General features: G+C 74.3%; 20 protein-coding genes and 1 tRNA gene. 7 read left to right on the top strand and 14 right to left on the bottom strand.

All coding sequences use genetic code 11. The features are described from left to right. Window positions 1-6: 6 nt before the first annotated feature. The 4 genes from ACI79K_RS16555 to ACI79K_RS16540 form a co-directional block, all read right to left on the bottom strand. Complete coding sequence (locus ACI79K_RS16555) at window positions 7-600, bottom strand: TetR-like C-terminal domain-containing protein (RefSeq protein ID WP_456590629.1); 594 nt, start codon at window positions 598-600, stop codon at window positions 7-9. A 137-nt stretch (window positions 601-737) separates the two neighbouring features. Beyond that, window positions 738-1070, bottom strand: a complete 333-nt coding sequence (locus ACI79K_RS16550; protein ID WP_456590628.1) for a hypothetical protein — start codon at window positions 1068-1070, stop codon at window positions 738-740. 86 nt (window positions 1071-1156) lie between these two features. Next, entirely contained in the window at window positions 1157-2047 is an 891-nt protein-coding gene (locus ACI79K_RS16545; protein ID WP_456590627.1) for a 1,4-dihydroxy-2-naphthoyl-CoA synthase, read from the bottom strand. 82 nt (window positions 2048-2129) lie between these two features. Continuing rightward, on the bottom strand, window positions 2130-2606 hold the full coding sequence (locus ACI79K_RS16540) for an NUDIX domain-containing protein (RefSeq protein WP_456600240.1): 477 nt from the start codon (window positions 2604-2606) through the stop codon (window positions 2130-2132). A 245-nt stretch (window positions 2607-2851) separates the two neighbouring features. Here ACI79K_RS16540 and ACI79K_RS16535 point away from each other — a divergent pair, with 245 nt between their 5' ends. The 4 genes from ACI79K_RS16535 to ACI79K_RS16520 all read left to right on the top strand — a co-directional run bounded on the left by ACI79K_RS16535 (window position 2852) and on the right by ACI79K_RS16520 (window position 6127). Continuing rightward, window positions 2852-3310, top strand: a complete 459-nt coding sequence (locus tag ACI79K_RS16535) for a MaoC family dehydratase (RefSeq protein ID WP_456590625.1) — start codon at window positions 2852-2854, stop codon at window positions 3308-3310. A 97-nt stretch (window positions 3311-3407) separates the two neighbouring features. Further along, window positions 3408-3980: an LOG family protein gene (locus tag ACI79K_RS16530; RefSeq protein ID WP_456600239.1), complete on the top strand. Its 573-nt coding sequence runs from the start codon at window positions 3408-3410 to the stop codon at window positions 3978-3980. A gap of 50 nt (window positions 3981-4030) precedes the next feature. Next, window positions 4031-4966, top strand: coding sequence for an alpha/beta fold hydrolase (locus ACI79K_RS16525; protein WP_456600238.1), 936 nt, complete (start codon window positions 4031-4033; stop codon window positions 4964-4966). 27 nt (window positions 4967-4993) lie between these two features. Next, the gene (locus tag ACI79K_RS16520; RefSeq protein WP_456590622.1) at window positions 4994-6127 is read left to right on the top strand and encodes a geranylgeranyl reductase family protein; all 1134 of its coding nucleotides are present in this window, start codon (window positions 4994-4996) and stop codon (window positions 6125-6127) included. Here the strand turns inward: ACI79K_RS16520 and ACI79K_RS16515 are convergent. From ACI79K_RS16515 to ACI79K_RS16490, 6 genes are all read right to left on the bottom strand, one after another. Next, window positions 6124-7164 carry a GGDEF domain-containing protein gene (locus ACI79K_RS16515; RefSeq protein WP_456600237.1) on the bottom strand — a complete coding sequence of 347 codons (1041 nt, stop codon included), beginning with the start codon at window positions 7162-7164 and terminating at the stop codon, window positions 6124-6126. The two genes, ACI79K_RS16520 and ACI79K_RS16515, sit on opposite strands and share 4 nt — an antisense overlap. A gap of 80 nt (window positions 7165-7244) precedes the next feature. Beyond that, window positions 7245-8507, bottom strand: coding sequence for an alkaline phosphatase family protein (locus ACI79K_RS16510; RefSeq protein ID WP_456600236.1), 1263 nt, complete (start codon window positions 8505-8507; stop codon window positions 7245-7247). 17 nt (window positions 8508-8524) lie between these two features. Then, a complete protein-coding gene (locus ACI79K_RS16505) occupies window positions 8525-10195 on the bottom strand; it encodes an alkaline phosphatase D family protein (RefSeq protein WP_456597314.1) in 1671 nt (556 codons plus the stop codon). A 98-nt stretch (window positions 10196-10293) separates the two neighbouring features. Then, on the bottom strand, window positions 10294-11142 hold the full coding sequence (locus tag ACI79K_RS16500) for a hypothetical protein (RefSeq protein ID WP_456600243.1): 849 nt from the start codon (window positions 11140-11142) through the stop codon (window positions 10294-10296). 419 nt (window positions 11143-11561) lie between these two features. Then, window positions 11562-13826, bottom strand: a complete 2265-nt coding sequence (locus ACI79K_RS16495) for an immune inhibitor A domain-containing protein (RefSeq protein ID WP_456590618.1) — start codon at window positions 13824-13826, stop codon at window positions 11562-11564. Between the two features lie 337 nt (window positions 13827-14163). Then, window positions 14164-14251 (bottom strand) — tRNA-Ser (locus ACI79K_RS16490). A 276-nt stretch (window positions 14252-14527) separates the two neighbouring features. On the opposite strand from ACI79K_RS16490, the gene ACI79K_RS16485 reads away from it, so the two are divergent. Continuing rightward, window positions 14528-15604: an alpha/beta hydrolase fold domain-containing protein gene (locus ACI79K_RS16485; protein ID WP_456590617.1), complete on the top strand. Its 1077-nt coding sequence runs from the start codon at window positions 14528-14530 to the stop codon at window positions 15602-15604. Between the two features lie 85 nt (window positions 15605-15689). On the opposite strand, the gene ACI79K_RS16480 is transcribed toward ACI79K_RS16485, so the two are convergent. From ACI79K_RS16480 to ACI79K_RS16465, 4 genes are read right to left on the bottom strand one after another with little or no spacing between them, the layout of a single operon-like run. Continuing rightward, complete coding sequence (locus ACI79K_RS16480; protein WP_456590616.1) at window positions 15690-16538, bottom strand: ABC transporter ATP-binding protein; 849 nt, start codon at window positions 16536-16538, stop codon at window positions 15690-15692. A 27-nt stretch (window positions 16539-16565) separates the two neighbouring features. Then, window positions 16566-17339: an ABC transporter permease gene (locus tag ACI79K_RS16475; RefSeq protein WP_456600235.1), complete on the bottom strand. Its 774-nt coding sequence runs from the start codon at window positions 17337-17339 to the stop codon at window positions 16566-16568. Then, window positions 17336-18187 (bottom strand): ABC transporter permease, encoded by an 852-nt coding sequence (locus ACI79K_RS16470; RefSeq protein WP_456600234.1) that lies wholly within the window; start codon window positions 18185-18187, stop codon window positions 17336-17338. Before ACI79K_RS16470 ends, ACI79K_RS16475 begins: the two co-directional genes overlap by 4 nt. Next, window positions 18184-19155 (bottom strand): ABC transporter substrate-binding protein, encoded by a 972-nt coding sequence (locus tag ACI79K_RS16465; protein WP_456590612.1) that lies wholly within the window; start codon window positions 19153-19155, stop codon window positions 18184-18186. The genes ACI79K_RS16470 and ACI79K_RS16465 overlap by 4 nt, the downstream gene beginning before the upstream one ends. 205 nt (window positions 19156-19360) lie before the next feature. Here ACI79K_RS16465 and ACI79K_RS16460 point away from each other — a divergent pair, with 205 nt between their 5' ends. Both ACI79K_RS16460 and ACI79K_RS16455 read left to right on the top strand, forming a co-directional pair. Then, entirely contained in the window at window positions 19361-20164 is an 804-nt protein-coding gene (locus tag ACI79K_RS16460; protein ID WP_456590611.1) for an IclR family transcriptional regulator domain-containing protein, read from the top strand. After that, window positions 20161-21363 (top strand): MFS transporter, encoded by a 1203-nt coding sequence (locus ACI79K_RS16455; protein WP_456600233.1) that lies wholly within the window; start codon window positions 20161-20163, stop codon window positions 21361-21363. The genes ACI79K_RS16460 and ACI79K_RS16455 overlap by 4 nt, the downstream gene beginning before the upstream one ends. The last annotated feature ends 7 nt before the right edge of the window (window positions 21364-21370 follow it).

Below are 21370 nucleotides of genomic sequence, written 5' to 3'. Positions count from 1 at the left end.
GGGAGGTCAGGCGGCGACGGTCTCGTCGACCGGCCGCAGCATCGGCACCAACACCTCGTCGACGATGCACTCGACCTGCTCGGCCGTCAGCGGCTCGGCCATCCGGTAGCGCTGCCACCAGAACGCTTCGAGCACCGAGGCCAGCAAGCGCAGCCGCTCGAGCCGGAGGGGCTCCCCGCGCTGCTGGGCCCGCTCGCCGACGGTCTGGACGGCGGCCGCCAGCGGGCGCACGAGAGCCTCGTCCAGCCCTGCCCGCAGCTCCTCGTCGTGCCGGGCCGCGCCCACCAGGCTGGCCACCGCGCGCTCCTGCCGGTCCAGCGGCTGCGTCCAGCGGTCGCTGACCAGGCCCAGCAGGTCCGCCCGCAGCGATCCGGAGTCCTCGGGCAGCACCACCAGCTCGAAGCGGCTCACCGCCGCCCGGGCGAGCGCGGCCATGGACGGCCACCGGCGGTAGATGCCCGCCTTGCCGGCCCTGGCCCGGGCGGCGATGCGATCGCTGTTCAGGCGGCCCCATCCCTCGTCGGCCAGGATGTCGACGGCCACGGCGAGCAGCTGTTCCGACAGCTCCGCACTCAGCGGACGGCCCGGCGTACCGCTCACGACGCCGTCCTGTCACGGCTGGTTCTATGCACGCGGCCATCCTGGCTGCCGGACGGGGTCACCACAATGATCTCGGTCCTCTGAGGTACACCTAACTTTCCGCGTGCCCCGGCCGGGCGCCGGGGAGGACCGCCTGGTCAGGCGCCCGCGGCGCTCTCGATGTGCACCCGCAGGTTCGCCCCGTCCTCGGACAGCCAGCCCTGCGCCCGGGCGCCGGCGATCATCTGGTCCCACCGCGCGTCCCAGTCCGGGGCGGTGGCCCGGGGCGCCGCGGCAGCCCGCAGCGCCGCCACGTCGAGGGTGGCCGTCTCGGCGTCCTGCAGCCGGCCGAGGCCCGATCGCTCCAGCGCCTCGGCGGCCTCCTCGTCGGTGACCGCGCCCAGGGCCAGGTGCAGCCGGCCCAGGTCCTCGACGTCGACCACCCGCGCCTCGGGTCGCTCGTCGGCGCCCGTCATCACCTCGACGATCATTTCGAACTCCTCATGGATGACAGGTTATGGCCCCGTCCAGGGCACCGCCCTGGACGTGCGAGGGGTGGGGAGGAGGGGTCCTTCCGCTAGACATGCCAGGGGAAGCGGCCGAAGTCGGGGTCCCGCTTCTCGAGGAAGGCGTCGCGGCCCTCGACGGCCTCCTCGGCCATGTAGGCCAGCCGGGTGGTCTCGCCCGCGAACAGCTGCTGCCCGACCAGGCCGTCGTCGATCAGGTTGAACGAGTACTTGAGCATCCGCTGGGCGGTCGGGCTCTTGGCCACGATCCTCTTGCCCCACTCCAGGGCGGTGGCCTCGAGCTCCGCGTGCGGGACGACGCGGTTGACCATGCCCATGGCGTGGGCGTCGGCCGCGGTGTACTCCTCGCCCAGGAAGAAGATCTCGCGGGCGAACTTCTGCCCGACCTGCCGCGCGAGGTAGGCCGAGCCGAAGCCGCCGTCGAAACTGCCGACGTCGGCGTCGGTCTGCTTGAACCGGGCGTGCTCGGCGCTGGCCAGGGTGAGGTCGGCGACGACGTGCAGGCTGTGCCCACCGCCGGCGGCCCAGCCCGGGACGACGCAGACGACGACCTTCGGCATGAAGCGGATCAGCCGCTGGGCCTCCAGGATGTGCAGCCGGCCGCTCGAGCGACCCTTGTCGTGCTCGTAGCCGTACTTCCCGCGCACCCGCTGGTCGCCGCCGGAGCAGAACGCCCAGCCGCCGTCCTTCGGACTCGGCCCGTTGCCGGTGAGGAGCACGCACCCCACGTCGGTGGAGAGCCGCGCGTGCTCCAGCGCGGTGATCAGCTCGTCGACGGTCTGCGGCCGGAAGGCGTTGCGCACCTCCGGGCGGTCGAAGGCGATGCGGACGACGCCGGCGTCCACCGCCCGGTGATAGGTGATGTCGCTGAAGTCGAAGCCCTCGACCGGCGCCCACGCGGAGCTGTCGAAGATCTCGGAGACGTCGTCGCGGGCGCTCATGCGCCGAACCTAACCCGCGGGGCGGGGTGGACCGGCAGCCGCCGGGTCACCCGCCCCGCCGGGAGGGCCGCCCAGGACCCGGCTACGCGTCGTCGCCGGCGAGCAGCGGCCGCAGCCGGTCCAGCGAGGCGGCCAGCCCCGGGTGCAGGGCCACCGCGGCCAGGCCCGCCAGCGGCACCCACGCCACGCCGTCGCTCTCCCCGTCCAGCCGGAGGTCGACCGCCTCGAACCGGCGCACCGGCCGGGCCAGGACCGTCGTGTACGCCCAGCCCCCGTGGTCGTCCACCGACTGCGCGCCCAGCACGACGTCGCCGGCCGTCAGCCCCAGCTCCTCGGCCACCTCGCGCAGCGCACCGTCGGCCGCCGACTCGCCCACGTGCAGCGCGCCGCCCGGCGTCCCCCAGGTGCCGCCGTGGTGCGACCACCAGGCCCGGTGCTGCAGCAGCAGCTCGACGCCGTCGGGACCGTCGCGGTGGATCAGCAGGCCGGCCGCGCCGGCCCGCCCCCAGTGACGGTGCCCCTGGCTGCAGGCGGTCCAGCCGTCGGTCGAGGCGAGCACCCGCCCAGTGAACCCGCTCGCGCGGGCGGCCGCCGGGGGCACCCCGCCGGAACTCGTGCCCTGCCCACCCCCGCGGGCAGGGCACGAGCATCCCGGGAGAGGACATCCGCACCCGCCGCACCCGCACGCGCGCCGTCGCGCCGGGCCGGGCAAGGTGTGCGGCGGAACCTCTGCCTCTGAGTGCCCTGGTGATCAGAGGCAGAGTGTCCCCAGGAACACCGCCCACCCCAGGGAAGGACGACCACGTGAGCACCACCACGACCATGGCCGAGCTGAACGGGCTGATCGGCACGGAGCTCGGCACCAGCGACTGGCACGAGGTCACCCAGGAGCACGTCAACCAGTTCGCCGAGGCGACCGGCGACCACCAGTGGATCCACGTCGACGTCGAGCGCGCGAAGAAGGAGAGCCCGTTCGGTGGCCCGATCGCCCACGGGTACCTGACGCTGTCCCTGCTGGCCCCGCTCTCCTCGCAGGTCCTCGTCGTCACCGACACGGTGATGGGTGTCAACTACGGCCTGAACAAGGTGCGCTTCCCCTCCCCCGTCCCGGTGGGCTCCCGGGTGCGGCTCACCGCGACCCTGAAGTCGGTCGAGGAGGTGGCCGGCGGCCTGCAGCTGACGCTGGCCGCGGTCATCGAGCGGGAGGGCGGCGACAAGCCCGTCTGCATCGCCGAGCCCGTCTACCGCTACTACGGCGGCTGAGGAAGGACCCCGTCCTCCAGACCGCTCGCAGGCTCGCGGCGGTGCCCGGGACGGGGTCGACGGCAGCTCGCGCCGGCACCCGGCATAGCCTCGTCCGGTGCGGATCGCCGTCTTCACCGGGTCCCACGCGGGGCCACCGGCCCACGCGGAGGCCGTCGCGTCCTTCGCCACCGGGCTGGCCGAGGCCGGCGTCGGGATCGTCTACGGCGGGGGGCGCGTCGGGATGATGGGCGTCGTCGCCGACGCCGCGCTCGCCGCCGGCGGTGAGGTCGTCGGCGTGATCCCGCAGCACCTCGTCGACGACGAGCTGGCCCACCCCGGCCTCCCGCGGCTCGAGGTGGTCTCCTCCATGCACGAGCGCAAGGCGCGCATGGCCGACCTGTCCGACGCGTTCGTCGCGCTCCCCGGCGCCGCCGGCACGCTGGAGGAGCTGTTCGAGGCCTGGACGTGGGGCATGCTCGGGCTGCACGCCAAGCCGGCGGCGCTGCTGGACGTCGACGGGTTCTGGCAGCCGCTGCTGGCCCAGCTCCGCCGCATGGTGGACGACGGCTACCTCGACGGCCCCCGGCTCGACGCGCTGGGCGTGGTCCGCGACGCCGCCGGGCTGCTGCGGTTCGTCGAGGGCTACGAGCACCCGCCGCGGAAGTGGACGGCACCCGCACCGGCCTGACCAGCGCCGTCGTGACTGCAGAGCAACAAGAACCGTGGTGCACTGGGGCCGTGGCAACCGGTCAGGTCCGAGAGTCGCGGATCGTCCACGGGCACAAGCGGGCCTTTCTCCGCGCGGGGGACGGCCCGCCGCTGCTGCTGCTGCACGGCATCGGGAACAACTGCCAGACGTGGGCCGGGGTGATCGACCGCCTCGCCGAGTCGCACACCGTCATCGCCCCCGACCTGCTGGGGCACGGCGACTCGGACAAGCCGCGCGGCGACTACTCGATCGCGGGCTACGCCAACGGCGTGCGCGACCTGCTCGCGGTGCTCGACGTCGAACGGGCCACCGTCGTGGGGCACTCGCTGGGCGGCGGCATCGCCCTGCAGTTCGCCTACCAGTTCCCCGAGCGCTGCGAACGGCTGGCGCTCGTGGGCAGCGGCGGGCTGGGCTCGGAGCTCTCCGCGGGGCTGCGGGCGGCCAGCCTGCCCGGGGCCGAGCTCGTGGTCACCGCGCTGGCCGGGATCTCCGGCCCGCTGCGCATCGGGCTGCGGGCCGTCGACCAGCTCGGGGCGCTCGCCGGCTGGCGGCGGGTGCGCGACCTCGCCGAGGCCGGCGACGCGCTGCTGGCCCTGCAGGACGCCGAGGCGCGGCGGGCGTTCCTGCGCACGCTGCGCGGGGCGGTCGACGTGCGGGGGCAGGCGGTGACCGCGCTGGACCGGCTGTACCTCGCCGACTCCGTGCCGATGCTGGTCATCTGGGGCGGTCGCGACCCGATCGTGCCGGCGCAGCACGCCGAGCCGGTCCGGGCCGCGGTCCCGTCGGCGCGGATCGAGGTGTTCGAGGACGCGGGCCACTGGCCGCACCTCGACGAGCCCGACCGCTTCTGCGACGTGCTGCTGGACTTCGTCGCCACGACCGAACCGGCGCACCACGACCTGGACAGCTGGCGGCGGCTGCTCTCCCAGAACTGGGACGGCGTCCCGCGGTCGGTCGCGCGGTGAGCCCCTCCACTGCCTAGCGTCGGACGGGTGGAGCACTGGGACGTCGTCGTCGTCGGTGGTGGGCCGGCCGGTGCCGCCGCCGCCCTGGCCGCCCGTCGGGCCCGGCCCTCGGCGCGGGTGCTGGTGCTCGACCGCGCCGAGTTCCCCCGGGACAAGGTGTGCGGCGACGGCATCGCCGCCGAGGCGTTCGACGTCCTCGCCGGCCTCGGCCTGCGCCCGGCCGCCCTCACCGCCGGCTTCCCGCCGGTGCCGCGGCTGCGGCTGCGGTCGCCCGGGGGGACGACGGTCGAGCGGGCCACCGCCCGGCCCTCCCACGTCATCCCCAGGGCGGTGCTCGACGCGCGGCTGATCGCGGCCGCCCGCGACGCCGGGGCGGTGCTGCGCCGGCACGTGGTCCGGCGGATCGCGGTGCACGCCGACGCGGTCGAGGTGGACGGGTCCGTCACCGCCGGGGTGCTGATCGGCGCCGACGGCGCGGAGTCGGTGGTGCGCCGGGCGCTGGGCACCCGGCGCAACCGGCCCGACCAGCTCGCCGTCGCCCTCCGCGGCTACGCCCCCGAGCCCCCCGGGCAGCGCGGCGTCCAGGTCATCACGACCACCGACCAGCGCTGGCCGGCCTACGCGTGGTCCTTCCCGCTGGGCGACGGACGGGCCAACGTCGGGTACGGGGAGCTGGTGTCCGGCGGCGCCACCCGGGTCGAGCTCGTCGCCGGGATGCACCGGCTGCTGCCGGGAGCCGAGCCCGAGCAGCTCCGCGCCCACCGGCTGCCGCTGAGCACCGGCCGGCCCCGCCAGCCCGATGGGCGGGTGCTCCTGGCCGGTGACGCCGCCGCGTTGATCAACCCGCTGACCGGTGAGGGCATCTTCTACGCCGTGCTCTCCGGCGCCCTCGCCGGGCAGGCCGCCACCCGGGGGGCGGACGCGGGCGCAGCCTACCGGCGCGCGCTCGCCGACCGGCTCGGCCGCCACCTCCGGCACTCGTCGGTGGCCTCCCGGCTGAGCCGCTGGCCGGCGCTGATGGACTCGGTGTTCCGGGCCGCCGCCGGCTCCCAGGGCGTGTTCGACGACGTGGTCGACCTCGGCCTCGCCGACGGCCGGCTCAGCCTGCGGGCGCTCGCGGGCGCCGCCCGCTCCCTGCGCCTCCCCTCGCCGGCCGGTTAGGCCGCCGCAACCTCCACCCGGCCCCGCCCGGCGCGCTTGGCGGTGTACAGGGCGACGTCCGCGGCGGCGTAGAGCTCACGCAGATCGGTGGCCGCGCCGGCGAGGTGCGACACCCCGACGCTCACCGACATGCCCAGGCTGCTCCCGTCGGAGAGCACCAGGGGCGCCCCGCACACGGCGTCCAGCAGCTGCTCGGCGCGGCGCACCGCGGTGGCCCGCGAGCAGTCGCGCAGCAGCACCGCGACCTCGTCCCCGCCGAGCCGGCTGACCAGCGCGTCGGCGGCGCGGATCTGCTGCTTGATCACGGTGGACAGGTGCACCAGGGCGTCGTCGCCGGCCAGGTGGCCGTGCACGTCGTTGATCATCTTGAACCGGTCGACGTCCATGAGCAGCAGCGCGGTGCCCTGGGACGACGCCGCGCCGGCGCCCCCGGCATCCAGCGCCTCGTCCAGGACGCGCCGCGTGACCAGCCCGGTCAGCGTGTCGACGTCCGCCTGCTCCTGGAGCGCCGCCACCAGGCGCTCCTGCTTGTCGGTGGAGCGGATAAGCAAGCCGCCGATCACACCGAGCATGGCGCCGAAGAACGCGAAGTCGGTGAGGGCACCGCTGAAGGGCGCGGCGTCGAACAGCATGACCCCGCCGGCCGCCACCGCGACGACCGTGGCGACCACCGCGCCCGCCGTCCGCAGGTGGAAGCCCGCGTAGAGCACGACGAACGCCAGAAACGCCTGCGCGCGGGTCGACGTCCCCCCGTTCACGACGGCCAGGACGCACAGCACCGCCACCCCGCCGACGGCCAGGACGACGAACGCGCCGGCGCGGTCCAGGCGCTCCGCGGGCACGCCGTGGAAGAGGGCCGCCACCCCGGCCAGCCCGATCACGCAGGCCCAGACCACCGCCGGGCTCGCGTCGCCGTCCGTGGCGGGCCCCAACAGTCCGACCAGCGCCAGCATCCCGGCGCAGATGGCCAGGACGACGACGGCCGTGCGCGCGGCAGCGGCGGGCTCGCGTGCTCGCAGCGACGGCGGGAAGGTCACCTCCCCCGCATCGGCACGGCGAGCCCGGCAGCGGAGCGCCGCGTCCCCCCGAGGGGTGGGCAACCCCCCGCTGCGATCGGCTACCGCCGCCCGGACAGCCGGGTGAACGCCTCCGTGCGCGCTGCGCCGTCGTACCCGCCCCGCGGTGCACCCAGGCCGAACAGCGCGCCGACGGTCGGCGCGACATCCACCGTGCGCGCGGGCGCCCCGCTGACCGCGCCCGCCCGCACCAGGGGGTGCCCGCCCGCCACCAGGAACGGGATCGGTTCGGTGGCCGGGTGCCCGTGGTTGCCGGGGATGGGGTTGGACAGCGGCGTCGGGTCGGTGAAGCGCCAGCCGGCCCGGCAGTAGGCGACCAGGTCGCCGGCCTCCCGCCCCAGCCGCAGCTCCGCCGGCCGGTGCACCGACAGCACGCCGGGGTGGGCGGAGACCAGCCGCCGCACCTCCGCCAGCCCGGCGGCCCGCTGCGCGGCCGGGCCGGTCCAGTAGAGGAGGTCCGCGCCTCCGTTCTGGGCGATCTGCACCGACTGCCGCAGGTCCGGGCGCGGCCGCAGGACGGCGTCCACCGAGACGAGGTTCGTCGGCACCGACCAGTCCATCGAGTGGTCGGCGAGCACCACCAGCACGCTGCCGGCCCACCGGCCGGTGCGCTGCAGGTGCGCGACGAAGCGGCCCACCTGCAGGTCGGTGCTGCCCAGCGCGAGAGCGCGCGCCACCCGCAGGGTGCTGCCGGTCAGATCGCTGTGGCCGACCCGGTCGATGTCGCCGAGGTTGACGAAGACCAGGTCGGGGTCGGCCTCGTCGACCATCGCGATCAGCGCGTCGGTGGTCGCGGCGTCCGGCGCGTGCCCGGTGACGGGGATGACCGGGAACGGCTCCCAGCGGTAGGTGGCCCGCTCACCGAAGATCCCGTACAGGTACTCCTTCGACAGCACGGTGCCCGTGGTGCGGCCGGTGGCGTTCACCCGCTCCAGCAGCGTGGGGAAGCGGAGGTCCGAGGGGCGGTCCAGGTCGCGGACGGCGCCCTCGGCCCGGTCGTACACGGAGTTGGCCGGCACCCCGGACCGGTCGGGCCGGACGCCGGTCATCATCATCACGTGGTTGGGGATCGTCTCCATCACCGGCAGCGAGCGCGCCGACGGGAACCAGGTGCCCCCCGACTTCAGCCGGTGCAGGTTCGGCGTGACCAGCGGGGTGATCTCCTCCGGCCGCGTCCCGTCGACGACCAGCACGTAGACCCGCAGCCGGTCGGCCGCCCGCGCCCGCGGCGCCCCGAGCGCCGTCGACAGGACGACGGCCGCGCCGCCCGCGGCGGTGACCCGGAGGAACTGCCGGCGGTCCATGCCTTGCACCGGGCCGCTCACGCCAGCCGCCGCGGCGCACGCTCGACGCGGCCGGTGCCGGCCGGCGTCCGCCAGGACGTCGACCAGACCGCGGCCGACGCCGGATCGGTGCGGTCGGTGAGGACGTACCAGTCCATCTGGACCGCCTCCGGGGTGACGTCGAGGACCGAGAAGCCGTGCGAGTCGAAGTCCAGGTGCTTCACGTGCGGATTGGCCACCCGGATCGCGGTCTCCACCGCCAGGGACGTCGTCCGGGGCGGGGCGCCGAGGATGTCGTCGAGGTTGTCGCTGGTCACCGAGGTGCACACGAGCTCCACGCCGAGGCTGTCGCGCGTCAGCGGGTAGGTGGCGTCGTCCGCCGGCAGCTCGGCCGCCCAGCCGGAGTGGATGTCACCGGTGAGGAAGACGGTGCCGCGCAGCGCGCGGTCGCGCAGGTGCGCCCGCACCCGGTCCCGCTCGGCGGGGTAGCCGTCCCACTGGTCGACGTTGTAGGGCAGGCCGGTCACCCGCGGGAGGTCCACGCCGACCAGGCCGGCGATCGCCTGGGTCGCCCGCAGGTCCAGCCCGTTCGGGAACCGCACCGGCGCGATCATCACCGGGTTGCCCACCAGCTTCCACTGCACCGCGTCGTCGGCCAGCCCGTCGAGCAGGAACTCCAGCTGCTCCGGCCCGGTCAGCGTGCGGCCGGGGTCCCCGAGGGCGGGGTCGAGCGGTGAGGCGGCCTGCTGGTCGCGGTAGGTGCGCAGGTCGAGCATCGACAGGCTGGCCAGCCGGCCGAAGCGCAGCCGCCGGTAGAGCCGGCCGCCCGGCGTGTAGCGCACCGGCATCCACTCGGCGTAGGCCTGCTGGGCGGCCCCGCGGCGAGCCGGCCAGGCGCCCTCGGCGCCCTCCGTGTGGTTCTCCGCGCCGCCGGACCACGCGTCGTTGGCGCTCTCGTGGTCGTCCCAGGTGACCACCCACGGCGCGGCGGCGTGCAGGGCCTGCAGGTCGGGGTCGGCCTTGTACTGGGCGTGCCGGCGCCGGTAGTCGGCGAGGGTGACGATCTCGTGCGGCGGGTCGTGCGGCCGGACGACGACGTCACGCGCCTGGTACTCCCCCGGCGCGTACTCGTACAGGTAGTCACCCAGGTGCACCACGAGGTCGAGGTCCCCGCGCGCGGCCAGGTGCCGGTAGGCGGTGAACCAGCCGGCCTGCAGGTTGGCGCAGGAGACCACCGCCATGCGCAGCCGCGGCACGGCGGCACCGGTGGCGGGCGCCGTGCGGGTGCGGCCCACCGGGGAGGTCGCCCCCCGGCAGCTGAAGCGGTACCAGTAGCCGGTGCCCGGCCGCAGCCCGGCGGCGTCCACCTTCACCGTGTGGTCGGTCGCCGGGCCGGTGCGGACCCGGCCCCGGCGGACGACGCGGCGGAAACCGGGGTCGGTGGCCACCTCCCAGCCGACCTCGACGACGGGGCCGGCACCGGAGCCCGGCGTCGACCGGGCGTCGGGCGTCACGCGGGTCCAGAGGACCACGGCGTCGGGCAGCGGATCGCCGGAGGCGACCCCGTGCGCGAACGGCCCGGGGATGCGGGCGGGGGACGGCGCGGCGGCAGCGGGCCCTGCGGACACCGCGCCTGCGACCCCGGCGCCGGTGACGGCGGCCAGCTGCAGGGCGGTGCGGCGGGAGAACGGCGGCGTGCGGGTGATCACGGCCCGTCCATTGAGCGGCCCGGCCCGCGGTTACGGCCCGGACGCAGCGTTCACCGAGCGTTCGCCACCGGTTCCGCGTCGCCTCGTGGGAGCGGCGCTCAGCGCAGCGCGGTCACCAGGGTGACCCCGGTCGCCCCGACGGTCTGAACGACGAAGCCGAGCTCGGCCAGCGTGTCGGCGAGGGCGGCGGCCATGACCTCCTGCACGACCACGTGCGCCGCCTCGCCGCGCGAGTGCTGCACGCCCATCCGGTCGTGCGTCCGCCAGCTGACCAGCACCCCGCAGGACGCGGTCTCGGGCACCAGGCAGACCCCGCCCGACGTTCCGCTCCCGGCGGCGTCGTGCAGCGGCAGCCCGGCCTCGACCAGCGCCGCGGCGACCTCCACGACCAGGGTCGTCAGCGGGTCGGTGTCGGTCAGCAGCGCATCCCAGTCCTCGGGTAGCCGGTCGAGCTGGTCGCCGAGCTCGGTCAGCCAGACCCGGTCCGCCGGCGAGGGGCGCGGGGCGATCGTGCCGTCGGCCCGGGGGACGCCGAACACGGTCACGGCCGCCAGCTCACCCGCCAGCGCCGCCCAGTCGGCGTCGATCCGGTCGGCGAAGGGGCCGGCCACGGCCTGCGCCGACCCGTCGACCAGCCACCAGCCGTTGGCGGCCCCGGGAGTGGGGCCGGCCGGCCGCGCGGGCGCGGGCGCCGCGGCGGGCCGGACGGCGAGGGCGACCGCCTGGGGGCTCCGCTGGGTCCCACGCCCGGCCGGGGCGGGGGCGGCGCGGCGCCCGGCCGGGTGGGTGCCGGCGGCCCGCGCCGCCGCGCGCTGGACCTGCTGGGTGGCGGCCGCGCCGGCGTACTCGTACCGGGCGGTGGAGCTCGCGCCGAGCGCGACCACGACCGCGGTGCACAGCAGGAAACCGAGCACCGCCGCGGCGGGCCACAGCAGCATCGTGCCCATGATCACCGGGAACTCCTCCGTGCCTCGTCGCGGCCGGGGAAGGTGCCGCGATCACGGGAGAAGTTACGGCGCACCGACCCCGCGATCGGCGGGTTCGGCGCCTCACCGGAAGGCCCGTCACCGGATCGTTGCGACCGCCCCTGCCGCGGCACGGTGACCCGTCCCGCGGGCCACCGCCATGTCGACATGCACCGCGTCGACCAGCGTGGATGCCGTCGGCGGGCGGACCGGTCACCCCTCGCCGGCGCTGCCGCCCGGCATGTCGGGCGGCCGCGCCGAGGGGCCGCGATGCGCGCTGCGGGCGCCGTCCCCGGGGTCGCGCGCCGCGCCCGCACGTCGCTGCCCGGCGCACCGTCCCGGGGACGCGGAACGGCCCGCCGGCGGGTGCCGGCGGGCCGTTCGCGTGCTGCGCTACCGGGTCAGTTGACCCGGACCTGCATGAGCGCACCCTGCGCGCTCATGCCGGTGACGGTGATCGTCGTGCCGGTCTTCGGCACGTCGACGCCGGTCCAGCCGTTGGCGTCGGGCTGCTCGCCCGGGGCCACCCACCAGTCGAGCGTGTCGTCGAAGGTGCGGACGGCCGGGAGACCGCCGACCCGGCCGGCCACGCCGGTGTCCGGGTCGTGCAGCGTCAGCTTGTCCGTCGGCTGGAGCCCGAAGGTCGAGTCGTAGGACTGGACCCGCGGCCGCCAGCTCTCGCCGTTGGTGCGGTCCTCACCCTCGTCGTCGGTCGGCTCGTAGAGCAGGCCCGGGTGGGCGTCGACCGGGAGGACGAGGCCCGCACCGGGGTGGGCGCCGACGTTGTTGTCGTTGTACTGGGTGTTCCAGTAGCTGATCAGCAGGCCGTCCTGGTACGGGAAGTGCTCCACCCAGTCCGGACGCCGCGGGTCACCGAAGTTGTACGGCCCCGTCTTCAGCCCCGTGTCGTAGCCGGTGTAGGCCCGGTTCTCGAGGATGTAGGCGTTGAAGTACGAGTTCGTCGTCGTGCCGGTGGTCAGCTCGAAGCCGTCCAGCGTCCAGTCGGTCACCGGTGCGTCGTCGATGGCCACGGCGTCGACCTGCAGGCCCGGCTCGGTGGCCGCGCCGTCGGTCCAGTACCGGAAGCCGACCTGCGCCCCGTCGGGCACGCCCGCCAGGCCGGCCGTGAGCTCGACCCACTCGCCACCGGTGCTGCCGGTGATGCCGTGGCCGAAGTTCTGGCCGTTGGGGTCGGTGGTCGTCGACAGGTTGGTCGGGATCGACGTGAAGGTGGCCCCGCCGTCGGTGGTGTACACCGCGTACGCGTAGTCCCAGTCCGCCTCGATCTCGTACTTGACCTGGGCGGTCAGCTCAGCCGCCCCCGCGGGCTTGGGTGCCAGCATGCTGTGGTCGAGGTTGTCGCCCGAGCCGGAGTACCAGAAGTCCTCGCCCTCGAACGGGGTGCCGATCGTGGTGGTGACCTCGTTGTCCGGGAGGACGACGACGGCGGCCTGGTTCTCCTTGGAGTTGTACGCCGCCGGGCCGAGGCGCAGGTTCGCGCTCTCGCCGGGCTGCACCACCTCGTAGTTGAGCCAGCCCAGCTGCAGCTTCTCCCAGGCGCCCATGTGGATCGGCTGGGTGCCGATGCCGTCCTCGGGGCGGCCGGAGTTGCCGTAGGAGCCGGAGCTCATCAGCGTCCAGAAGGCGGTGCTGTTCTCCGCGCCGCCGCTGTTGCCGGAGGTGTCGTACAGGTCGGGCAGACCGAGGTCGTGGCCGAACTCGTGGGCGAAGACGCCGACGCCGCCGTTCTCGGGCTCGACGGTGTAGTCACCGATCCAGTACTTCGACCCACCGACCTGCGTGCCGCCGAGCGGGTTGACCGCACCGTTGACCGTCGGGCCGGCGGTTCCGATCCGGTTGGTCTGGTTGTACCAGCGGTGGCTCCAGATGGCGTCGTCGCCGAGGACGCCGCCACCGACCTCCTCACCCTCGCCGGAGTGCACGGCCTGGAAGTGGTCGATGTAGCCGTCGGCCTCGTCGAAGTTGCCGTCGCCGTCGGAGTCGTAGCGGTCCCAGACGTCGAACTGCGAGAGGTACTCGTCGATCTGCTCGGCCGTCTTGCCGGCGGCCAGCTGGTTGGCGTACCAGGTGTTGACCGAGTCGTTGATGAAGCCCCAGACGGCGCTGTCGCCCAGGTCGTTGTCGCCGTAGGAGGCGCCGGTGCCGGGCACCTGCACCCAGTCCTCGACCTCGCCGGTCACGGTGTAGCGGCCCGAGGAGAGCTGCTCGTAGAAGTTGGCCACCGAGTTGACGCCCGGCTCGGAGCTGTACAGCAGGGTGTCGAAGTAGCCCTGCGAGAAGTCCGGGGTCCAGATGGTGGTGTTGTCCACCGACCGCTTGGGCTCCGGGATCGAGTTGTGCGGCAGGTCGCTGAACTCGCCGAGGACGGTCCAGATCGCGTCGCTGTCCTCCTGGGCCAGCTCGACGTAGCGGCCCCGGGCGACCTCGACCACCTTGTTGTTGCCGCGCGGCGTGGCCTGCCCGGTGAGCACCTGCTCGAGTGCCTCGGCACGCAGCGCCTGCTGCGTCTCGGCGAGCGGGTTGGGCAGGTCGTGGGCGCGCTGCGGGGTCGCGGGGGCGTCTTCTGCGGGGGGTGCGGCGGAAGCCGTCACGGGAACCGCCATGACCAGGGCGGCACCGGCGACGACGGCCAGAGCTCTCTTCAAGGATGGTTCTCCTGCGTTCGGAGGAAGACCGTCCAGCCGGACGGTGGGGGGCCACCGGCGGCCGCTCGCGGACGGTCGAGCGGGACGTTAGATGCGGCCTGCACGTGTGTCTACATATCGACACCGCCCGGTTACGCAGGGGCCGCACCCCGCGGGGGGCGACTACGGATCCGACCAGGCTCTTTACCGTTGCGAAACAGTTTCCGGACCGCCGGATCCGACCCGGCAGCGTCCCACTGTCTGGGACGATCGGGTGCGGGGTGGGATCCGCCGCAGGTCAGGCGGCAGCGCGGAGACGTGCCGGGGCGAGGTGACGACGCCCTGCGGCACCGCAGCGCGGAGGGCGTGGGATTCGAACCCACGAAGAGGGGTTACCTCTTAGCGGTTTTCAAGACCGCCGCCATCGGCCACTAGGCGAGCCCTCCTGGCGCCGTCGAGGCTAGTGCGTCATCCCGGACGCCCGCTCCCGGCCCACCGCGCCGACCCGGCGCCGGACGCCGTGCGCGGACCGGCAGGAAGCGCGGCTCGATCTGCCGATCGGCACACACGCTCGACTCCCGCGGCGGCGCCGCATCGCCCGGGCCCAGCCGGTTTCCAGTGAGTGGAAGCTGCTCCTCGTGTCCGGCCGAGGGTGTGCCTAGCCTCACACCACCCACGCTCCGCACCGGCAACGTCGCCACCAGGAATGGAGTCCGGATCCCATGCAGCACACCGCACGTGCGCCCCGACGACAGGGCGCGATCACCGCCGCCTGCGGCCTCGCCGCCGCCTCCACCGTCGTGCTGGCCCTGGCCACGCCCGCCCAGGCGGCACCGCCCGCTCCCGAGCCGACCGTGATCAGCGACCTCGCCTACGGCCCGGCCACCCCGGGTAACCTGCTCGACCTGCACCTCCCCGGCACCCCCCGCCGGCACGCCCTGCCGCTGGTCGTCTGGCACTCCGGTTCCGCGTGGTTCAGCAACGACGTGAAGACCGGCGAGCAGGCGCTCGACGTCGTCGAGGAGTTCACCGGCCGCGGCTACGCCGTCGCCACCATCAACGTGCGCTCCAGCGCCGACGCCCGGTTCCCCGAGCAGGGCTACGACGTGCGGGCCGCCGTCCGCTACCTGCGGGAGAACGCCGCGCAGTACGGCCTCGACCCGGACCGCTTCGCGTTCATGGGCAACTCCTCGGGCGGCTGGTCGGCGGCGTTCGCCGCGACGACGAGCGACATCGAGCAGCTGCCCGGGGAGACGGGCGTCGACGGCACCTCCAGCGCCGTGCAGGTGGCCGTGCCGTTCTTCCCGCCGACCGACTTCCTCTCCATGGACACGTTCGCCGCGGAGAACGACCTGCCGATGCAGCCGGGGATCTACCCCCACGATGCCCCGACGTCCCCGGAGAGCCTGCTGATCCACTGCGCCGGCGAGGAGTTCCCGGGCCAGCTGAGCATCCAGGCGTGCCCGGAGGAGACCGAGGCCGCGGACCCGAGCAGCTACATCGAGGGCGAGGAGATCCCGGTGTGGGTGCTCCACGGCCTGGCCGACCCGCTGCTGCCGTACAACCAGAGCCGGCTCGTCTACGACACGACGACGGCCGAGGGGAACGAGGCGAGGTTCACGCTCGTGCCGGACGCCGGCCACTCGGTCGACGACATCATCGGCGCCGAGGTCTCCACGACGTGGATGACGAACCACGCCGGGCGCGAGCGGGTGGTCAACCGCGCCGCACCGACGTGGCACGACATCGACAGGTTCCTGCGCGCCGGCTTCGCCCAGGCGGAGCGCGCCAACCGCTGAGCCCGCGAGAGACGGCGAACGGGGCCCCGGCGCAGCTGCCGGGGCCCCGTTTCGCGCGTCTCGCGCCGGGCCCCTCGGGGAGCGGTCAGAACCCCGAGTGGTCGGGTGCGGCCGGTGCGGGCCCGGTCACCGGACTCGCGGCCACCGGCTGCGCCGGCTCCTCGGCCGGCTCGTCCTTGGGCCGGTGGATCTGCTCGTAGACCCGCGCGCGGAGCTCGGCGAACCGCGGGGACGAGCGGGTGGTGAGCTGGTCGCGCTCGTCGGGCAGGTCGATCACCAGGTCGTCGCGGATGACCGTCGGCGAGTTCGACAGGATGAGCACCCGCTGCCCGAGGTAGACCGCCTCGTCGATGTCGTGGGTGACGAACAGCGTGGTGACGCCGAACTTGTGCCACAGGTCGCGGATGAGGTCCTCGAGGTCGGCGCGGGTCTGCGCGTCGACGGCGGCGAACGGCTCGTCCATGAGCAGCACGTGCGGCTCGTAGGCGACCGCGCGGGCGATGGCCACGCGCTGCTGCATCCCGCCGGAGAGCTGCCACGGGTAGGCCGCGTGCGCCTCGGCCAGGCCGACGGCGGCCAGCGACTCCTCCACCAGCTCGTTGCGGCGGGCGGCGGGCAGCTTCTTCTGCTTCAGCGGCAGCTCCACGTTCTCCCGCACCGTCATCCACGGGAAGAGGCTGCGCCCGTACTCCTGGAAGACCACGGCCATCCCCGGCGGGGGGCCGTTGACGACCTCGCCCTCCATGCGGACCTCGCCGGACGTCGGCTCCAGCAGGCCGGACATGATCTTCAGCAGCGTGGTCTTGCCGCAGCCGGAGGGCCCGACCAGGCAGGCGAGCTCCCCGGCCGGGAGGGTGAACGTGAGGTCGCGGACGGCCTCGACCGTGCGGTCCTTGCTCTCGTAGACCTTCTTGATGCCGCGGACGTCGAGCATGGGGAACCTTCCAGGTGGTGAAGGAGGTCAGGAGGAGCGCTGGGCGCGGCGCAGGCCGTGGTACCAGGCGAGCTGCCGGCTCTCGACGATCCGGAACAGCAGGGCCAGCAGGAAGCCGAGCAGGCCGAGCATGAGCATGCCCGCCCAGGTCTCCGCGATGGCGAAGCTGCGCTGGGCCTGGACGACGGCGTAGCCGAGCCCGTTGGTCGCGGCGAAGAGCTCGCTGATGACCATGAGGATGATCGCGACCGAGAGCCCCTGGCGGAGCCCGGCGAAGATCTGCGGGCTGGCGCTGGGCAGCACCAGGCGGCGCAGCCGGGACCAGCCGCGGAGGCCGTACACGCGGCCGGTGTCGCTGAGCACCTCGTCGACGGCGCGCACGCCCTCGACGGTGTTCAGCAGGATCGGCCACATGCAGCCGAAGGCGATGACGACGATCTTCATGCCGTCGCCGAGGCCGAACAGCAGGATGAAGATGGGCACCAGCACCGGCGGCGGGATGGCCCGGAAGAACTCGAACACCGGCTCGGTCACCGCCCGCACCGTGCGGGAGGTGCCGATGAGCACGCCGAGGGCCAGGGACACCGCGACGGCCAGGGCGTAGCCGGCCGCCAGGCGGTAGAGGCTCGGCCAGACGTCGGCGGCCAGGCGCGGGCCGAGCCACTCCTCGACCAGGCTCTCGAGGATCTCCGACAGCGGCGGGAAGAAGAAGTTGGTGCTCCCGGCGCTGGCGAACCACCAGGCGGTGAGCAGGATGACCGGCAGGCCGAGGGTCATCGCCACGCGACGCAGCACGCTCATGCCGCCACCTCCGCTCGCTGGGACGGGTGCCACGACAGCGCCCGCCGTTCGACGGCCCGGAAGACCAGGTTGACGATCACGCCGAGGATCCCGGTGACGACGACGATCGCGTAGGTGGCCGCCACCGCGCCACTGCTCTGCGCGTTGTTGAGCAGCTGCCCCAGGCCCGGGGTGCCGATGACGAGCTCGGCGGTGACCGCGAGGATCAGCGCCACGGCGGCCCCGAGGCGCAGCCCGGTCATCACGTACGGCAGCGCGGTGGGCCAGGTGACGTGCCGCACCCGCGCCCAGGGGCCCAGCCCGTAGGCGCGCGCGGTGTCCTGCGCGACCGGGTCGACGTCCTGCACGCCGTAGAGGACCTGGATGAGGATCTGCCAGAAGGAGGCGTAGACGACCAGGAGCAGCTCGCTCTCCAGGTCGTTGCCGAACAGCAGGACGGCGATGGGGATCAGCGCCACCGACGGGATCGGGCGCAGGAACTCGATGGTGGAGGCGGTGAACTCGCGGGCGAACCGGAACGTGCCGAGCAGCAGCCCGAGCAGCACGCCGGCCACCGCGGCGATCGCCAGGCCGATCGCCCAGCCCTCGAGGGTGTCCAGGACCGCGGTCCAGAACTCCGGGCGGCCGAACTGCACGAGCAGCTCGGCGCCGATCTCCGAGGACGGCGGGAACCAGCGCCGCGGAACCAGGCCGATCCGCGGCGCGATCTCGACCAGCGCGATCAGCGCGAGCAGGCCCAGCAGCCCCAGGGCCCAGGCCGGCACCTGCCGCCGCCGGCCCGCCTGCGGAGAGCGGGCCGGCGAGGCGGCGGGATCCGCCGACGCCCGGGTGGCGGTCGACCCGGTCACGGCAGCAGGGCGTCCAGATCCGGCGCCTCGTCGAGCAGCCCGTCCTCGACCGCGAGGTCCGCCAGGGTCTGCACCGAGTCGCGGTTGATCTCGGCCGGCCACGCCGGCAGCGTCATCTGCTCGGCGACGGCCGGGTCGATCTGGGTGTACTCGCCGAGGATCTCGCGGACGGCGTCCGGGTTCTCCTGGGCGTACTCCAGCGACTGCGCCATCGCGTCGCTGAAGCACTCGACGGCCTCGGGGTTCTGCTGGGCGTACTGCTGGCTGGTGAAGTACGTGGCCACGGTGAGGTCGTCGGCGGTGTCGACGAAGTTCGACGTGACGACCTGGGCGCCCTCACCGGTCGACAGGGCCAGGAAGGGCTCCACCACCCAGGCGGCGTCGACGTTGCCCTGCTCGAGGGCGGCCGGCATCTCCGGGAACGGCAGCTCGACGAACTGGATGCTGTCCGGGTCGCCACCGGCGGCCCGGACCGACTCGCGCACCGTCGTCGTCCCGATGTTGTTCAGCGTGTTGACCGCCACGGTGCGGCCGGCGAGGTCGGCGGCACCGGTGATGCCGGAGTCCGGGGTGGTGACGACGGCGCCGAAGTCGGCCCCCTGCTCACCGGTCGAGGCGACGCCGTTCGCGACGACCTGCAGCGGCAGGCCCTCGCTGGCGGCGAGCAGCAGCGAGGTGACGTTGCTGAAGCCGAACTGCGACTGGCCGCTGACGACCGCGGGCACGATGGCCGCGCCGCCCTGACCGGTCTCCAGGGTCAGGTCGAGGCCGCACTCCTCGAAGAAGCCCTGCTGGTCACCGAGGTAGATCGGCGCGACGTCGACGATGGGGATGACGCCGACCGACACCTGCTCGAGCCCGCCGCCCTCGCCACCACCGGTGGTGCCGCCCGCCTCCTCGTCGGAGCCGCCGCAGGCGGCGACCAGCATCAGCGGCGCGGTGACGAACGCAGCGACGGTGCGGCGCATGAGATCTCCTTCGATGACGACCGAGCGTCACATGTGTTCGCTCTGCGAACGCATGTGTGCGATGTGAACGAAGGAACGCTGACACGTGAGCGCTGTCACGTCAAACGGTCGTGACCGTGCCGTATCCGTGCGCATACCGCACGCGCGTTCCCGATGCGCACCGTACAGTGATGCCGCTCACCACCGATCCGACCGAAGGAGCGCCGTGACCTCCGTGCCCGACGAGCGGCCGGTGCCCGTCCGGGACGGCACCTTCGTGCAGTCCCTCGACCGCGGTCTCGCCGTCATCCGCGCCTTCGACGCCCAGCACCCGAGGCTCCAGCTGAGCGAGGTCGCCCGCGCCACCGGGCTCACCCGGGCGGCCGCCCGCCGCTTCCTGCTCACGCTGGTGCAGCTGGGCTACGTGCGCGCCGACGGCCGGGAGTTCTCGCTGCGCCCCCGGGTCCTGGAGCTGGGCTACTCCTACCTGTCCGGGCTCACCCTGCCCGAGGTCGCGCAGCCGCACCTGGAGGCGCTGGTCGCCCGGGTCGAGGAGTCCTCCTCCCTGTCGGTGCTCGACGGCGACGACGTCGTCTACGTGGCGCGGGTGCACACCAAGCGCATCATGACCGTGATGATCACCGTCGGCACCCGCTTCCCGGCCCACGCCACGTCCATGGGCCGGGTCCTCCTCGCCGGCCTGCCCGACGAGGAGCTCGACGCCTACCTGGCGCGGGCGGAGCTGCCCGCGCTGACCTCGCGCACCGTCACCGACGCCGCGGAGCTGCGCCGCGTGCTGGCCACCGTGCGGGCGCAGGGCTACGCGATGGTCGACCAGGAGCTGGAGGAGGGGCTGCGCTCGGCCGCCGCACCGGTCCGCGACCGCAGCGGCGCCGTCGTCGCCGCGGTGAACCTCTCGGTCAGCGCCAGCCGCACCTCGCTGGAGCAACTGGAGGACGAGTACGTGCCGCCGCTGCTGGAGACCGCCACCCAGATCGAGCACGACCTCGGCCGCAGCTCCCGGTCGTGACCGGTACCGGCACCCGCACCCGCCCCGCATGGCGGCTGGCCCTGCCGGCCGTGGCGATGGTCCTGGTCGCGCTCTGCCTGCGCGCGCCCTTCGCCGCCGTGGGCCCGCTCCTCGGGGAGCTCGGCGACGAGCTGACGCTCTCCACGGGCGCGCTCGCCGTCGTCACCGCCCTGCCGCTGGTCTGCTTCGGGCTCATCTCACCGTTCGCCCCCGCTCTCGCCGGCCGCGTCGGCGTGCACCGCGCCGTGCTGCTCGGCGTCGCCCTCCTGGCGATCGGGATCCTGCTGCGACTGGCCGCCACGCCCGGGCTCTACGTGGGCACCGTGCTGCTCACCGGGGGCATCGCCATCGCCAACGTGCTGCTGCCCGCGGTCGCGCGTGCGGAGTACGGCGCGCGCAGCGCGGTGGTCGTGGGGATGATCGTCGCCTCCATGGCGGCGTCCGCCAGCATCGGGGCCGGGCTGGCGCAACCGCTGGCCGCCGCGGCCGGCAGCGCCGTGGTCGGCCTGCTGCTGTGGGGCGTGCCGGTGCTGGCCGCCCTGGTCGCCGTGGCCGCGCTCGCCCGTGCTCGGCGCGACGTCCCCCCTCCGCCGCCCGCCCCCTCGGGCGCCCGCACCGCGGTGCTGCGCGACCGGGTGGCGCTCGCCGTCACGCTGTTCTTCGGGCTCCAGTCGCTCTCGTTCTACGCGATGCTGACCTGGCTGGCCGACATCCTCCAGGCCGAGGCCGGCGTCTCCCCAGTCGCGGCCGGCGGCCTGCTGGCGCTCGCCGCCGCGCTGGGCGTCCCCGCCTCCCTGGTGGTCCCGCCGCTGGCCGCGCGGCGCCCCGGCCAGCAGGGGTGGGTGCTGGTCGGCACCGTGCCGGTGATCGTGGCGATCGTGGGGCTGCTCGTGGCCCCGGCCGCGGCCCCGCTGCTGTGGACGCTGCTCTACGGCATCGGCACGGGAGCGGCCTTCCCGCTGGCCATGGCGCTGATCCTGCAGCGCACCCGCGACGTCGCCCAGACCGGCCGGCTGTCCGCGTCGGCGCAGAGCGTGGGCTACCTGCTGGCCGCCACCGGCCCGCTGGGCGTCGGCCTGCTGCACGAGGCCACCGGGGAGTGGGTCCCGGGGCTGCTGCTCCTGCTGGTCGTGGTGGTGGGTCAGACGGCCGTCGGGATCGCCGCGGCCCGCCCCCGGCTGGTCGGCCCCGCCGTCTGACCCCGAC

It is taken from the genome of Blastococcus sp. SYSU DS0616, assembly GCF_054051015.1.
This window is presented reverse-complemented; position numbering and strand designations above follow the sequence as displayed.